The sequence below is a fragment of the Pseudomonadota bacterium genome, assembly GCA_026388255.1.
Classification (GTDB): domain Bacteria; phylum Desulfobacterota; class Syntrophorhabdia; order Syntrophorhabdales; family Syntrophorhabdaceae; genus JAPLKB01.
The window spans coordinates 40,879-57,341 of the sequence record JAPLKC010000010.1; the positions used below are offsets into that span (position 1 = coordinate 40,879).

A 16,463-nucleotide genomic window follows, 5' to 3' on the forward strand; every position below is an offset into this window, starting at 1 on the left:
GTATTTTTTTAATCATAATCACATCCCTTCCTTTTTTCTTGGGATTTCTATTGAAAATGTTTTGGTCTCCCCTTTTATTTTATAGCCGAATTCAACTTTATCTGCAAAAATATCAGTAATCCAAAGGTTTTTGTTCAAATAATCATTCTTCTTAAAAAGTATACCCTTACTCTGCATATCTTCCATCATAGCAAGGTTCCTACTACCGGCCTTCATAATTCCAACAAGTTTTAGCTCTTCAAGCTCATAACCCTTTTTTAAAACGGAAGCCTTTCCTGCTTGTTGTTTAATATCTTTCAGGAATGATGTTTCAAAAGGATCTCTCCTGTTGGCAGATGTATAGGTAAACTCACCTACGTTAAATTTTGGCGGTGCAGGCTCAGCTTTCTTGGCTTCCGCCTTTACTGCCCCAACCTTTGGCTGGGCTAAAGCTATATCCTGCACTGCAATAATCAATAGAAATATTACTAAAATACTTACAATATAAGCTTTAAACTCGCGAGCATTAATTCTGATAGAATCGGGACAACTCAAAACAGACAAACCAAAGTCCTGGTCAAGACCTACCGAATGGTGAGGAAGGTCTATGGCTCCCTTCCAACTCACTACTTCCAATTCATAAATTCTTTTACTTCTTCGGTGTTTCACCTTTGCCATCCTTTTTCTCGTCCTTCTTTTCTACTTTCTTTTCATCTTTAGGCTGCTGCTTTAAATATACATATGTTTTTGCTGTACATTCACCTGTAAGGTTTAATTTTCCTGGTTCTTTTTTACTATCCGGGGAAATAGAAAAACTTGTTACATTTATGATTCTTTCTAATTTTCTGATACCATCGAAAAAATATCCTATATGGTGAAAAGGACCAATATATCGGATACTAAATGGTAATTCTGAATAGTATTCTTTATTTTGTACAGGCCTTGGTTCAAAATAAGTTATTTTTAATCGGGTTTCCGTGCCAACAGTTGATATATTTCTCAGTAAATTAGGGATGTCTTTTGTCTCAGGCAACTGCTTAAGCATTTGCTGCAGAAGTTCCTGTAATTGCGCATATTCCTTACGGAATTTGGGCATGTTGTTTTTGATGGCTACCATGTTATCAAGCTCTCTTTTAATATTGCTATATTCTTGGGCAAATTGTCTTTTGGTTTCAAGCTGTGGACTTAATACAAGGTAATAAAGCAAAGCAAAAAGTAATACATTAAGCCCAATACTAAAAAGCAGTTTATATATTCTTTTTATCTTTGCAATCTTTTTGCTTATTCCTTTAAAATCCATCTCTAATTTTTTCATAAAACCAGATCACCGGAAATGCTAAATTGTTTTACTGTAATTCCTTCCTCAATGATATCCTGTACATTTTTTAATTCTATATTTTTTATATATGGAATTTTTGATAAACTCTCAACAAGAGCTGAAATAGATTCGTTTTCTAATGAACGTCCATCCAGTTCAAATTTATCATCTGTTTTTCTAAAACTTTTCAGCCATACGTTGTCCTTAATAACTGAGGTAAGATCGTACAAAATCCTTGGAGAGAGCGCCCTACCCTCTTTTATGCCGTCAATTGCTTTAATTCTTCTCTGTATCTCTTTCTTCTCCTGCTCCATTGCAAGATATTCTTTATAAACGCTTTGAAGGTTTGCGATCTCTTTTTTAGCATTCTCGATTTGTGCTTTATAGTTTGATATATCCTTTGCGTTAATGTAATAAATTCCGCCAAAAATCATAAAATTTATTATCATTACAGAAAAAAACAGGTATATGTCAATCTTTAGTAAATCTTTTTTTGCTTTACCGGGTAAAAGGTTTATTTTAATCATTGTCCTAAATCCGTAACCCTTGAAGATAAATAAAGCGCTATACTCATGAAAGTACTGTATTCTTCATAAGCACGATGTTTAGCTTGATCCAGATTTAAAAGTAATAATGGGTCTATATATTCTATTTCTATCCGGGAATCTTCCTCTATTTTTTCCCTTAGCCCTTTCAGTAAAGATGAGCCGCCTGTCAGGTATATTTTCCCAATGGTGTCATTAGGTTTTGTGGCAGTGTAAAAATTGATTGTTTTTGTAATTTCAGACGAGATGTTGAATATATAATCTTCAAATAAATATGCAACCTCGCTATCAGCTATTATTTTCTTTTCTTCAGCCTCAATATGGCTAAGTTTGGTAGATTTTTCTATTTGGTTGGTTAAGTATTTCCCCCCCAGTAATATTTCCCTTGTAAATTCAACACTGTTGTTTTTGATTATTGCAATATTTGTTATAGATGCACCTATATCTACAGCAACTACTGAAAAATCTTTCGGGTTGTATATCTGCTCAATAATATTTGTAACAGCAAAAATATCCACATCCAGAATTTGCAAATTTAAGCCTGCTAAATTGAATGCAGTTGTATATCCATCAACAATTTCTTTTTTTGCTGCAACAATCTGAATGTTCATCATATCTTCTTTTTCTTCATCCACTCCAAGCACATGGTAACTATAGTATATGTCCTTTAAAGGAAAAGGAATAACCGCCTCCACTTCGAGTCTTATACTATTTTCAAGCTCTTCTTCCTCAAGAAAAGGAACCATAACCTTTTTCGTGATTATTGTATAGCTTGACAATGCACAGGCCACATCCTTGCATTTGATATTATTCTCCGCTATTAATTTTTTCAGCTCCTGCGCAACAAACACCTGGTCTATTATGTTTCCGTCACTCAGGATATCCTCTTCGTATGACTTTTTGGCTATGTTCTGTATTTGGAAACCGTCATTGGTTTTCTTTAAAGTACATATTTTTATCGAAACGCTTCCAATATCTAAACCTATTAATTCATTTATTGTTCTTAGTCCTATTTTACTAAGAATGTCTAAGCCTGGTAAAAAACCTGCCTTAGTTGATTTAGCATTCTTTTCTTTTCTTTTTTCAGCTTTTTTATTTATCTTATTTTCTTCATAATCTTTATTTTTAGTTATTGTATCCGTATATATACTGCTATCATGCCCATCCTGTTCCTGCTCATTCAAATCTTTGTTTTCGCTTATTGTATCGGGAAGTATATATCCGGATGGGCTGGAATTATCGAAAGCCATAATAAATACAGTTATATAAAAAAACAATGATCCTATGCCGTACAACCAATAACTCTTTCCAAGTCGCTGCGCGATACTTCCCCATATATGAATAGCAAAATAAATATTTACAATGGGTACCATAAGTCCCAGTACATTCCATGGTGAAATATTACCGCACCTGCACATCAGAACCATATTATATAACGGTATACAATATTCCAGAAAAGAGCCTGTTACAAACTTCCTGCCGATCCGGTACATGACATAGGAGAAGAAGAAATATACCCCAGCAGCAACAATAATTGAAATCAACATTGGTATTATTTGTCTCATAACCCCATAAACCTTTTACTATATTAGTATTTGTTACATATTATTTAATAAAAAGACAAGTCTTTTCTTCATAAAATCCAATGAAATATATAAAAACAGACTTTTTTATTGCTTTTGAAGCTTTGATTCATAAAAATCAACCCTATCTTTTAAGTATTTGACAAAAGAATCTTTTTCAATGTACTCTCTTGCAAGTATATTTCCAGCTACATTTTTATCCTTCTCTGCATCTTCCAGGTTTCTTTTTGCCAGTTTAAAGGCGTTTTGAATATTCCCGTCCAGATACTCAATATTTGATTCCAGGTCTCTCATCTTATATACATAAAGTCCATGCATTTCAGAGCCTGTGTGTCTATCAGCATAAGTTTTCATGCGTTGAATTAACATTTTAGCCTTCTCCAGGTTACCGTTTATTAAATAAAAGTTAGCTGTTTCATACATATAAAACCCTGAAGAGGGGTGATATTGTAATGCTTTTTTAAAATAATCTTCTGCTTTTTCAATATTTCCCAGTAGCGAATTAATGCTGCCTGCAACAAAGAATAATTCTGAGTATTTATCCGGGTTATGTTCTATCTGTGGTAAGAATTGAACGATTATGTTCTTAATCTTTATTTTTTCATATGCATTCTGTTCAACCTTATAATATCTTAGCAGAACATTCATCATCCCGATATATCCATAATTATTTATCGGCATAGTGTTTATAGATTCCCCATAGGAGACAAAGGCCTCTTGTAATAACCCGTTTTCCGTAAATATTGCCCCCTCTTCATTCATTTTTACAGAAATATTTGCCCTTTCAGTGAAGAAAAAGGAGCCCATCAGCGTAATGGCTACAAGTAAAAATATCATTACAGCCAATGCTCCATGCCTTTGCCTCACTCTATCTACGTTTTCTGTCCCCCGTTCCCCTGCGAAAAAAACAGATGATAGGATAAAAAATGTAATAGCATAAGCAGGCATTTCGAAAGTAACATTGGAAACAGCGAAAAGGAATCCGGATATGGCCGATATTGCAATAAAAAAATATTTTGTATCGTTATTTCCCGTATCCCGAATCATCCTTATTACACCAATTATAAAACCAAAAAGGTAAATTAAAAAAGATATAAGCCCGAGCAAGCCAAGCTCAACCATGATTTTTATAAAAACATTGTGAGCATATTTTGTATATAGAGTAGCGTTATAATATTTTCTATATGCATGTTCAAATGTCCCGGCGCCATAACCTAATAGGGGTTTATCCAAAAATGCATTGATGCCTATTTTCCATGTCACTGTTCGATAAGTAAGGGTTGTAATATGTGTGGTCGTTTTATTTAATCTATCAATTGCTCTGTCCTGAAAAGCATCACTTTTTCCTTTTCCGCCAATATAGACGACAGATATGAGTATAGTTAAGGCAAGTAAAACGATCAATATGAGGAATACCGCCTTTTTAAACCTCTTTTTCATGATTAGCAATACAAAGCCAGCTATTATCGAAAGAGCACCTATAAACATGCCCATTCTCGAAAGAGAAAATAGAAGGCCAAATATAATAATAGAAGACATTACCATATACAGGATTTTCTTTTGAATGAGGCCAAAATAGATGCTTAAGGGGATCAAAAACAGAAAATATCCGCCAAGTGTGGCTTCGTTTAAAAACGATGAAAACGGCACAACCTTCCCTTTAATAACAGAGCTATACATCCCGTCTTTATAGAACTCTAACAATTTTGGTAATAAAACTTTATATTGTATAATCATACATAGCACGGATAGCACGGTTCCAAAAATAAGTGCTTTTAAAAGCGCATCCTTGTTTTCCGATATCATATAAAGGTAAACGCACCCTACTATCCATACAATTATATTCAACTCGCATAAGGTGTTAAACCTGTTCCATGTGTAAAGAATGGACGCGACATTTATTAAAACAAATGGCATGAAATATAGCATGAATCTCAAAAAACCTGAAGGGATACTCCTTATTTTATAAAAATTAAAAGAAACGGCAACTAACAATGCAAGCACAAAATTAGTTTCGATCCAGAATTTGTCAATAGTGAAATAAAAGAAGGAAAGGTGGTTGCCGCCAAGAAATGGTATGATGAAGAAGGGTATGCATTGCAAGAGTTTAAGATACAAGCTATATCCAGATTGTATTTATAAGATGCCCGATTTTCTTAAATTCTGGGTCACTTGTGGCTATGGTTGTCTTATGCTCAACAGAAGATGCAAGAATAAAATAATCCTCATTGGAATTACTGTATTGTGGTTTGTATTCTGCCCCTTTAAAAATAATCTCTCCGACATTAATTGCATAAACATATTTAGAAGCACAGGAACTTTCGATATCTTTTAAAAGTTGCAAAATCTGCGGATGCCCCTCTTTCTGCAGATTATTATTAAGTATGTGCATGAGGCAAAGAAAAGAGATATATTAGTATTGCCATTCAGCGTTCCGCAACAATGTTAAGAAACTCATATATGATTTTATCCCCGAGGAACATAAATATTAATGCACCAAGAGATAGAAAAGGTCCAAAAGGGATTGCATATTTAGCATCCTCACCTTTTATAAGCATCATAGGTATGCCAACCAAAGTCCCCAACAATGAACCAGCCATAAGGCTGAATATTACCCCTTTTATCCCGCAAAAAGCTCCTATCATTGCAAGGAGCTTTATATCACCGCCACCCATGCCCTCTCTTTTTCTTAATAGCTGATAGCCGTAGGCAATGACGAAGAGGATTCCACCGCCAAGAAATATTCCATAAAGTGCATCAAGATAAAAGAAAAAGGGTTTTCTGAAAAAAGCCAGAATAAAACCGGCAATCAGACCCCCTATGCTTAAAACATCGGGGATGATTTTAAAATCAAGATCTATAAAGGATATGGCAATAAGCAGTGAAATAAAGAGCATACTAACAAACAACTCAAAGGAAAGGCCGCATTTTTTAAAAAGCATAAAGAAAAGAAAGGCGGTTATAAACTCCACTATGGGATATCTTATCGATATATGAGCGCTGCATTGCCTGCATTTGCCCCTTAACAACAGATAACTTATTATAGGGATATTGTCGTAGAGCTTTATAGGTTTTTCACAGGTAGGGCAGAATGATGAAGGAACTACGATTGACTTGATTCTCGGCAATCTATAAATACAAACATTAAGAAAACTTCCGACTATTGCCCCAAAAATAAACAATATATAATTCATAACTTCTTATAAACCAATATTTAAAATAATTCTATGATAATTATCACACAGCAAGCAGTGGGGTAGCTTGCTGAAGGTAATAAAAAAAGGGGGGCAGGTAATGCCCCCTTTTTTTATGCTGAAATTAACTTCCTTTCGGTATGTATGAGTTAGCTACTGTCCCGGACCATGTCCATAAACCTGTTGTCCAGTCTGGTGTCAGCACTAAGGTCCCTGTCAAACCACCGATAGTTGAGGTAGCAGTTATTGCACCGGCGGTAGATGTGGCAAATGTTGCATACTGTGTAGGAGGTTGTACACCATAAGCTGATCCAATACCTGCGGCGTTGGTCTGGGCTATGAAAGTGGTACTACCAGTTTCAGTATAGTATGCCATAATGGCATTTTTAACAGCGCCCATAGCACTAACAACACCGGCTAATTTTGATTTTTTGGTGTATCCTGAATATGCTGGAATTGCAATTGCAGCGAGGATACCGATGATCGCGATAACAATCAAAAGCTCAATCAACGTAAAACCTTTACTATTTCTGTTAACTTTAATCATAAAAACCTCCTCAAATAAATTTATTTATTAATACAACATTTATTCTATCATAATTTTATTTTTTGTAAATGATTTTTATCACTTTTTTTAAACAGATAGACTAATTATTGCAGTCTTTAATTACATACCTTGTGAAGTATGACTGGAGGCCCCTCACTCAGCAACTTTAGCAAGATAAATACTTAACGGATAAATAACTTCGCTCCCGTTAGCACTCGCTATCCTGACTTTTATGTCCTGCTTGCCGTAGTTTTCGTTTTTAACCTGCCAACGAATCATTCCCGTCTTGTTGTCGATTGTCATGCCCTTTGGAGGATCAATCAAAAAGTATTTAAGTGCATTTCCGTCCGGATCAATAGCTCTTACCTGATAGGACAATTCATTTCCATCAAAACTTATTTCTTTATTCTCAACTATTTTTGGTGTAACGCGCGATATCTCGATACTCAATAGTCTTGGCCGCCCATATCTTTTATCATCAAATGGTGTAACTTTAAGATCGATTTTATCATTCTTTTTAAACCCGGTAATGTTATCGGTATTATTGCCAAAGGGCTCACCATTTTTAAACCATTCATAATTATATCTTATGCTTTTTTTATTACTATCCGTTTCTTCTATGATAATTCTCAATTTGTCAATATTATCTGCTGATTCAAGCTGAAACTTTGCTTTTTTAATTACAGGAAGGAGACTCTCGTCTTCCTCAATTTCCGGTTTTGTCTGTATACCAGCGATTGAATGAGAATCCGATTTATCAGTTTTAATTGAATACTTATTTCCTTTATAAAATAAATATCCGATTATTAATAAAATTATCAATACAGGGAAAAGCAGATATATCTTTTTTTTTATTGAAACATTCTTTTTTGCAACAAAAATGGGTTTTTTCTTCCTTTTAATAGGCATAGAGGACTTCATAACTTGCTCTTTCAGATGGAGTTTGCTGCCTTTCGCCTTGAACTTCCATCCGATACATGTAAGGAAAATGTTGAGTAGCTACCATGCCTCCTGACGATTCTGCAGCCCCCGCCCCTTCCAGTGTTACACCGCTCGTATTTGTATTACCGCTAATCGTGTCAACAATCTTTGTATAAACGTCGAAAGGTACGGCAGAAGTACCCGAGAGAGTAAATCTAATATCCGGCAAGGTCTTCGGATCTGATGTGCTGCTGCAACCTGTTGCCCAACTTGCTGTTGATTTTAGCAATTTATCGCTGAAGCAGGCGTTTGTTGCAACGGCTGTCACTGTGGCGCTTGTTATGGTATTGAAATTTGCGAGGGCAGTTGTTAAAGAGGCGGTTGGCGCGGTGCTTGCTGTAACAATAGCCAATGGAATAATCTCCTTGGTAAATACATCTATTGCTCCAAGCGAGGCTTCTTTTGCAGTTTCATATTTTTTTTCAAGCGCTGAAATTTCTGTTCCCTTTTGAATAAAATATAAAACTACTGCAACCATGGCAGTGGTTATGGCGACTATCATCAATACCATTACAAGGGCCACGCCTTTTTTACCAGATAGGCATTTCATTAAAATCCTCTTATTATTGATATAATTCCTTTGGCTTTATTGCAAGCGTATGAACTTTCCACCTGTAATTCTGCCAGCCTGTACCGATAATTGTTGCCAGATTAAAATCTCTTCCCAGTCCAAATTCCCCTATAGTGATTATTGAGGGTGAATGCGTGTAAGACGTATCTCTTTGTCCTTCCTGAACCAGTAAATACACCCTTACCTCTTTTACCCGTTCCCTTATTTGTTTGGCACTAAGCGTTGAAATATTATTACTTTGAGAATCAACAACACCGTCGTTGTTTGTGTCTAATTGGAAAACCACCTGCATGTCGGCAACACAATCGATAAGAGGCATCTCAGTGAGCAGGCCGTCTGCGTGATTAACGGTGGCTTTATATAAAATGCCTGTATTTGCAGCACAGGAGGCCGGCATATTAGTGGTAGGTCGTGCAATAAAATAATCAGCCCTGTTGAATGGCATCCTTAAGTCTGTATCAAGATCAACACCATATATAAGGAATCTCTCTGAAGTTTTCGTGGGAGAAAATGCTGCGGCGAAAGTGGCGCTGTTATATTGCGTAAAAAAGGTTGTACCGTTCATGACTAATTCGTTATCAGAGTTATCGTCTACCTTCGGTTTAATAACTATAACCCTGGCTCCGTTTGTAAGATCAAGTTTGGTGGAGTTCCATACTTTGGGGGTACTGCCTTTAATAATATAAGTCCATCTCTGGGCAGTATCGCTTGTACCGGCCAATGTAGATTTAATTACAAGGTAGTCGGAACTGTTATAGCCCGTATCGTTCCCCGTTAAGACAGCGCGCGGCAGATTGGGCGGCAAATCGTTATATGTGCTGGCGGTTATTGCGGTGGCAGCTTCGTAATTGGTAGTTGAAGGGGTGGTTTGAAACTTCCAGGGCAATCCGTAACCGGCATGCTCGATGTCGGAGCGTAATACGTTAATGCCGATAATGCTGTCTATCTGCGAGCCTACAACCTTGACCTGCTGTCCTGATTGTTTCAAAATAATTGTAAATGTATCTGAGCTTATAATGATAACAATTGAAATAATTGCAGTAACTATGAGTAGCTCGATAAGGCTGAAACCGCTCTGTCTTTTATATATAATCTGTCTTTTATACATAATTATGCATACCTTCAAACGCCTCTGCTTACTATTGATGTTATGCTGTGAGAATATGTTTTACTTATTATCGTCCAACTAACCACTACCTGAATGGCAACGCTGTTTGTCGTCAGAGCAGTCACAGTCCAGGATACGCTGAAATTCTTTGTAAAATTTTTAAAACTTCTTGTTACAATAGAATTACCGTTTGCAAGGGAAGTAAAACCTGAATTTCTTAACTCATTCATTCTTTGTTCTGCAATCCTGACGGATTCATCCCTTGAGAAGTTGTTGAGATTTTGCTGCATTGAAAACGTAATGGTTTGAAGTACGCCCAGCATGCTGATTGTTAATATAATACTGGCAACCAGAACTTCAATCAGTGTAAAACCTTTATTATTTGGACACACAGTTGGCGGCACTGCAAACTCCTTGAGTTGTCAATTTTCCCAGACGTATCCTTGAAACTGAAATTTCTATGCAATCATAAAGCGGTTGAACAGTTGAATATACACAAACTGTATTCAGTGTTGTAGCAAGTCCCCTTGAGTTAAATACAACCTGAGGGGTACCCCCGCTCCAGGCAATTGAATAAAATTCCTGAGATCTCACTGTGCTCAGATTTAATGCCTGATTGCTCCTCAGTACAACTGCATCCGATCCTACTGTGAGCGCCCCATCGCCGTCCGGTGCAGGACTGTTATCGTCATATACCGTGTAACCGGTCGCAGTAAGTGCGACAAAATGCGTTCTGTTTTTGTTCATTGCCATAATCCTTGCACTTGCTAAATCCGAATACATCCTCCTTACTTCATTATCCACATTATATTTTCTTGACAATCCTGCGAAATTTGCAACCCCCAGTCCTGCCAGAATACCGATTATGGCTATAACAACAAGCAGTTCGATTAATGAAAACCCGTTATGTTTCATTTTTCCCTTATGTGCAAAATTCTTTTTAAAGGGCGCGGGCCAACCAGCACTGATAAACCCTGCCCTTTTGGGGGCATACCCAGAATTGACGCAGTTCTTCTGTTTTCTTTTCCTGTAAATATTGATGACAAAGACAATTGTTGAATCGATCCGGTGGACACCTGGGTGATTGCCTGGCCTGTCAGACCTCCGGCCTGGTTGCCCGCGTCATATTTTACAGCCCAGACATACGTGTTACCGCCCAATGTACACATATCGCTTGAGGGGACATATGTGGTAAAGAAAACTACCCCTGAAAATACAGCGAGAGGGTCTGTAACCAACCTTTCTGCTCCATTAACGGTTTCTGCATCGGTTGTGGCTGCTGTTGTCCCGTCACTTTGGGTTGCTGCATCGAGAGTTATATACCAGCCCGTTGCTCCCGTAGCCAGAGTTGCGCTTGGGGATGTAGTCTGATTATCAAGTCCTGAACTTATTGAACTTGTACAAGTTTTATCAATAGTATTTGATGTTGTGTAGCAGGGTTCCTTTAGCCCGTAAAGGGCCCTTTGACCTCTTGGATCATCCATTGTAGTACCGTACCGGTAATAAAATCTGCCTGATCCGAAATAGAGCCATAAATTCGTGTTTTTTCTGTCCTGAAGTTTTGTGACAGCACTTGTAACAGGACCGATATTGTTAATCACGGTGCTTACAACCCAGTTTGCAGGATTCATGCTTTCCTTTGTTGTGACCCTCAACACCCCTCCCTTTGTCCAGGTTGATGTGGATGTATCCTTCTGTGTATAACCAAGGTATAATGCATCGTCGCTGTACCTGCCGGCAGAAGCAATATCACCCTTTTCAGCATCAAATGCTGCATTGTAGAGAGAACCGCCAAAGGCGTTGGTAATGCCTGTGTCAATCACAGTCGCAGAACCTGAATACAAGTCAAGGACAAAAAGCTTCAGGTTTTGATCCGAAGTGGCCAAAAACTGGTGGTTTGTGGCATCAATCGGGCCCGTAGGGCCTGATGCAAAAACGGCAAACCATTTTCCATTGCTGAAGGGTCCTGTCTCTTCCCAGTAGGCAGTATCAATACCCGGTTCCTTGGCGGGCGGATAGTCATATGCCTGTGTGCAGCGATAAAATTTATCGTTGTATTTTACATATTGATCTGCTGTATAGCTTACGGTACTGCTCCACACATTTTCAGCGCCGATGCGTATAATAGTAGGGCCGGATGTGGAAAAACCGAGTGCAGTATTTGAGTATTCCCATAACAATGAAGGACTGTTCGGGTCGGTAATGTTAAGGGCAAAGTAAGAAGAATATCCCAAACCCTTTGTTGAATCCGACGGGTCTGTAATCGGGGTTTTAACACAGGTGCCGGATGAGCCGGTGGTACAGGAATCGCTTGTAATTCTGCTTGCTCCTCCTAATCCCATACCGCCAATCAGGATTGTCTTCCAACTGCTTTTTGTTTTTGTAGCGGACTCGCTTCCTGTTCCTGCAACAACGCTTGCATCAACCACTAAGGGAGGCAAGTCTATGAAATACAGGTGGCAGTAATTTGTATCAGCCATGTATTTAAGATATGGCAGGGAATTCTTTGGTATAAACGACCAGACTTCTGACCCGAGAGCGGTAGTAGTATCAAGGTTTGTGAGTTTGGCTTTATCGTTAGTCCCCTGTCCGCTCCATGTCTGTTCGAGCTTGCCGAGTTTGAAGGCATGGATCATGCCGTCGTTCGCTCCGGCGTATACCATTCCTCTGCTCAGGTAACTACTGTCCTGAATGTATTCAAGGTACGTGGAATCCGAATAGCCGTCAGGCGATTTTAAATGGTAGCTGTTCGACGGTATTGAAGATTGAAGGCGCGGGGTTGAAGCTACTATGTCCCCCAGCTTCCATACCCCTGATGTTCCCGATATTGTCACAGTTCTGTTTCGATATCCTGTCTGATCAGTGCCATGCACAAAATTTATAATCTTCTCGGCTTCAGTAGCATCGGCAGCCTGCAAGTATGAACTCAAGGTGGTTTTATTTGTAGTTGAAAAGTTATTTGCCAAAAAGGAGCTTCCACTTGTAGTTGTATATATTGTTCTGGGAGAGGTTGAGAGATTTCTTTGAAAGAGCAATGTGCCTGCCTCCCAGAGGTTTTTTATATCCTCAAGAGCCACAGTATCAACATATGTTTCACTTGAGCCGTCGGCAGCGCTTGAATATCTCTTTGCTTTTGTCTTGTTATCGGCGGTGTCAAAATAAAATTTTATCACATAGTCATCAGTGAGATTGAGTATGCTGGCGCCGCTCGTGCCGGCAAGATTTGTATCCTCCCGTATGGATGTACTCTGAAGGTAGGGGTCGATATAGTACCAGAGATTCTGTATTTCCCCTGTCCAGTCAATTTCAGTATCTGTGAACAACCTTTTTGGATAAAAAACAGACTGTAAAATATTTGCGCCGCTGCCTTCGCTCGAAGCAAGGACTGATGCCGCTGTTCCCGATGACGCCCTGCGCAGCATGTCGTTTAAGGCATTCAGTATCGCCGTTTCCAATGCATCGCCGTCATCGGCTTCAAAAAAATTATAGGGCAAACCGGTTCTGTTTTTATCCCATTCTTTACAACTCGCATTCCATGTGTTGGCCGGATCACATTGGGTTCTCGGGTAGGTTACGGTTTTACTGCTGGAAGGATAGCCTGTGAAGGGGTAAGGCCATCCGTTAGAATCGGTGTCGTCGAAACCCCCGAATATGGCAGTTGTTATCATTGCCCGTTGTCCCTGGAGTTTCGTCGTCGGATCCTTGTCTCCGAAGGCATAGACTACATACGTTGTAACGTTTTGTGTTCCCGTGAGGGTCCTCAGATCAGTCGTGCGCATCGTCTTCGCAGGTTCCACAGGGTCAACGCTATCGTTCCAGACGCCGTCGGATATGAGTAAAACAAAACATTTCCTGCATGGAACAGCCGTGTTGCTGGAGCCGGTTCCATCGTAATAAGGGTCTTTGACTCCGCTACCGGCACTAATATCGCTTGTGTTTGCATAATAACTATGATCGCTGCTCTGCTTAAAAAAATCGTAGGCTTCCCAGAGTCCTTCACCTGTAGGGGTTCCGTCATATGGTTGCTCATTGGTTAATGCGGCAATCAGTGAGCTTTGCGTTGCATCTTTAGCAGAGAGCAATTTCCCCTTATATGCTGTATTGAAAATCATGAATTCAAAGGTAGCTTTGTCGTAAAAATCCTGAATCAGCCCTTTATCGGTGCTCGGGCTTAGCGGTTCTACATCAATATCGCTGGCGCTTAAGGTACCTAATGGGCATGTATAGCCGCTTCGATTAGCGATTGCAAGCGTCCTCGCCTTGGTGCTCCCGGCGCCTGAAGTGCTTGTGGTAGTAATAGTAAATGTGCAGTTCAGACTGCCGCTGTTATCCGTATAAACCACCCTCGCACCTTCACTCTGATAAATGTCCGAACTGCCGGTGCTTGTTCTGCCGCCTGTTAATATCTTTCTCGAAACATCTACCCTTGTCATGGTAATCCAGTTCAAAACATTACCGGATATACAGGTGTTACTGCTTCCGATCTTGTTGGTATCAGTGCAGGTGGTATTAACCTGAAACTTGCTCGATGCATATTTATAGTATTTGGATGTATCAAAATACCCGTAGTAGGTCTTTGTTGTACTGTAGTTATCCGTGGCGGACGAACTGGGCGTCCTGCACTGAACAACCTGGCCGTCATAGGGATCGCTTGTGTCATAATTGCATGTTATGTAAGCCGGAAACTGCATACTTCCGGAATAGTCCATGAGGATCAATATATTCGGTTTTGTAGAAGTTGAGCTTGTAGCAGGGGTAACACAATAGTCATTCATCGCTGCCCCTGCAACACCTATTAGGCCGGTAAAAATTAAGAGAAAAAGCAAAACTGTTTTTTTCATGGTACGATAACCACCCTTTTTATTATCTTCTTGATATAAAGTGAAGAAAGCCATATATAAACCTATCTCCCATAAACAAATAAAATAAAGCCCCCAGGGACAAAAAAGGACCGAATGGAATGGCGTACTTTGTATCTTTCCCTTTTATCAGCATTAACGGTATACCGATTAGAGTACCTATAAAAGAACCGGACAAAAAACTGAATACAGCCCCCTTAAGTCCATAAAAAGCGCCTATCATTCCAAGGAGCTTTATATCACCGCCGCCCATGCCCTCTTTTTTTGTAAAAAACTTATAAACATAGGCAATAATAAAAAGAATACCTCCGCCTATTAAGATACCATAAACAGCATCCTTATAAAAGAAAAAGGGTTTTCTGAAAAAAGCCAGAATAAAACCGGCAATCAGACCCCCCATGCTTAAAACATCGGGAATGACTTTAAAATCAAGGTCTATAAAGGATATGGCAATAAGCAGGGAAACAAATAGCATACTGATAAACAATTCAAGGGAAAGGCCATATTTTTTAAAAAGCATAAAGAAAAGAAAGGCGGTTATAAACTCCACTATGGGATATCTTATCGATATATGAGCGTTGCATTGCCTGCATTTGCCTCTCAACAACAGATAACTTATTATAGGAATATTGTCGTAAAGCTTTATAGGTTTTTCACAGGTAGGGCAGAATGAATTAGGCATGACTATTGACCTGTTTCGAGGGAGCCTGTAGATACATACATTAAGAAAACTACCGACAATTGAACCAAATATGGGAACAAGAACGTTGATCATATTCATTATTGGCCTCTTTCATTGCATTATATTTTATAGTCTCAGTTTATTTTCTTGTCAATGATATTTGTCACGCTTATCACATCCTTTCATTGTTTAGATGAATCCCCTTGAAGATATTTAAATTTACTTATAAGTGAGGATTCCTGTTTTATAGGGAGCAACACCCTTAAAAATATATTGCACACAACCTTACATTTAAAATTATTTTATGTTATCTTTGACAAATACAAAAACTGCCGCTCAGGTGCAAGCCGTGGTTCAGGCAGGCTAGAAACCCTGGATATAAAGGTGCTTATGCCATGCTGAAAAATATAGATAGAAAAGACTTATACGCTATTTTAACCAAAAATAATCTTATCTCTGAAAAGCAAATCATTGAAGTTGAGCAAACCAGAGCCTCTTCTAAAAAGGAGATAGAAGATATAATACCGGATATGCATATTGTACAGGAAGAGGTATTCCTAAAGGTTTTAGCAGAATATATGGGGATTGAATTTGTCAAAATTGATCCTTTGGAACTTGATTCGCGGGCAATCATAGAAATGATACCCGGTAAATTTGCCAAAGCCTATGGGCTAATCCCTATAAAAAAACAGAACGATACCCTGACCCTTGCCATTTCTAACCCGTTTTTGCATTATCCTTTTGATGATATTGCAAAAATGACAGGATTAAAGGTTGAAATAGTGCTTTGTACAAAAAAGAACATAAACAGTGTCTTTAATATGACTTATGGCCTGATGGACTCATTATCCGCTGCAGAACAGGAAATGATTCTTCATGGAAAAATCAGCACTGTAGACCTGGGCAATTTAGAGCGCTTGCATAAGGGCCTGCAAATTTCAGGTTCTCAGGATCATGCCTCGAGGCCGATTGTTCAATCGGTAAATAATCTTTTTTACTATGCATTTGAACAAAGGGCAAGCGACATTCACCTTGAGCCGAAAAGGGATATCAGTATTGTTCGTTTCAGAATAGACGGAATTTTACATAATGTATA

16 protein-coding genes are annotated in these 16,463 nt (G+C 38.6%); 1 reads left to right on the forward strand and 15 read right to left on the reverse strand.

Annotated features, from left to right (window positions below; genetic code table 11):
* Nucleotides 1-18 precede the first annotated feature (18 nt).
* From NT178_00515 to NT178_00585, 15 genes are all read right to left on the reverse strand, one after another.
* Complete coding sequence (locus NT178_00515) at nucleotides 19-648, reverse strand: pilus assembly protein PilP (protein MCX5811020.1); 630 nt, start codon at nucleotides 646-648, stop codon at nucleotides 19-21.
* Nucleotides 629-1,294, reverse strand: a complete 666-nt coding sequence (pilO, locus tag NT178_00520; protein MCX5811021.1) for a type 4a pilus biogenesis protein PilO — start codon at nucleotides 1,292-1,294, stop codon at nucleotides 629-631. The genes NT178_00515 and pilO overlap by 20 nt, the downstream gene beginning before the upstream one ends.
* Nucleotides 1,291-1,824, reverse strand: coding sequence for a PilN domain-containing protein (locus NT178_00525; GenBank protein ID MCX5811022.1), 534 nt, complete (start codon nucleotides 1,822-1,824; stop codon nucleotides 1,291-1,293). Before NT178_00525 ends, pilO begins: the two co-directional genes overlap by 4 nt.
* On the reverse strand, nucleotides 1,821-3,407 hold the full coding sequence (gene pilM, locus NT178_00530; GenBank protein ID MCX5811023.1) for a type IV pilus assembly protein PilM: 1,587 nt from the start codon (nucleotides 3,405-3,407) through the stop codon (nucleotides 1,821-1,823). Before pilM ends, NT178_00525 begins: the two co-directional genes overlap by 4 nt.
* A gap of 105 nt (nucleotides 3,408-3,512) precedes the next feature.
* On the reverse strand, nucleotides 3,513-4,964 hold the full coding sequence (locus NT178_00535; GenBank protein MCX5811024.1) for an O-antigen ligase family protein: 1,452 nt from the start codon (nucleotides 4,962-4,964) through the stop codon (nucleotides 3,513-3,515).
* 580 nt (nucleotides 4,965-5,544) lie between these two features.
* Complete coding sequence (locus NT178_00540) at nucleotides 5,545-5,817, reverse strand: hypothetical protein (protein ID MCX5811025.1); 273 nt, start codon at nucleotides 5,815-5,817, stop codon at nucleotides 5,545-5,547.
* A gap of 34 nt (nucleotides 5,818-5,851) precedes the next feature.
* The gene (locus NT178_00545) at nucleotides 5,852-6,619 is read right to left on the reverse strand and encodes a prepilin peptidase (GenBank protein ID MCX5811026.1); all 768 of its coding nucleotides are present in this window, start codon (nucleotides 6,617-6,619) and stop codon (nucleotides 5,852-5,854) included.
* Nucleotides 6,620-6,743: 124 nt separating this feature from the next.
* Complete coding sequence (locus tag NT178_00550; protein ID MCX5811027.1) at nucleotides 6,744-7,166, reverse strand: pilin; 423 nt, start codon at nucleotides 7,164-7,166, stop codon at nucleotides 6,744-6,746.
* 153 nt (nucleotides 7,167-7,319) lie between these two features.
* Complete coding sequence (locus NT178_00555; protein MCX5811028.1) at nucleotides 7,320-8,075, reverse strand: hypothetical protein; 756 nt, start codon at nucleotides 8,073-8,075, stop codon at nucleotides 7,320-7,322.
* Nucleotides 8,065-8,697, reverse strand: a complete 633-nt coding sequence (locus tag NT178_00560) for a hypothetical protein (protein MCX5811029.1) — start codon at nucleotides 8,695-8,697, stop codon at nucleotides 8,065-8,067. Before NT178_00560 ends, NT178_00555 begins: the two co-directional genes overlap by 11 nt.
* Before the next feature lie 13 nt (nucleotides 8,698-8,710).
* A complete protein-coding gene (locus NT178_00565; GenBank protein ID MCX5811030.1) occupies nucleotides 8,711-9,826 on the reverse strand; it encodes a PilW family protein in 1,116 nt (371 codons plus the stop codon).
* A 14-nt stretch (nucleotides 9,827-9,840) separates the two neighbouring features.
* Complete coding sequence (locus NT178_00570; protein ID MCX5811031.1) at nucleotides 9,841-10,230, reverse strand: prepilin-type N-terminal cleavage/methylation domain-containing protein; 390 nt, start codon at nucleotides 10,228-10,230, stop codon at nucleotides 9,841-9,843.
* Nucleotides 10,205-10,741, reverse strand: coding sequence for a GspH/FimT family pseudopilin (locus NT178_00575; protein MCX5811032.1), 537 nt, complete (start codon nucleotides 10,739-10,741; stop codon nucleotides 10,205-10,207). The genes NT178_00570 and NT178_00575 overlap by 26 nt, the downstream gene beginning before the upstream one ends.
* Nucleotides 10,738-14,667: a hypothetical protein gene (locus tag NT178_00580; GenBank protein MCX5811033.1), complete on the reverse strand. Its 3,930-nt coding sequence runs from the start codon at nucleotides 14,665-14,667 to the stop codon at nucleotides 10,738-10,740. Before NT178_00580 ends, NT178_00575 begins: the two co-directional genes overlap by 4 nt.
* A gap of 22 nt (nucleotides 14,668-14,689) precedes the next feature.
* Nucleotides 14,690-15,466 (reverse strand): prepilin peptidase, encoded by a 777-nt coding sequence (locus tag NT178_00585; GenBank protein MCX5811034.1) that lies wholly within the window; start codon nucleotides 15,464-15,466, stop codon nucleotides 14,690-14,692.
* Nucleotides 15,467-15,762: 296 nt separating this feature from the next.
* Here NT178_00585 and NT178_00590 point away from each other — a divergent pair.
* A partial coding sequence (locus NT178_00590) for a hypothetical protein (protein ID MCX5811035.1) occupies nucleotides 15,763-16,463 on the forward strand: 701 nt, incomplete at its 3' end.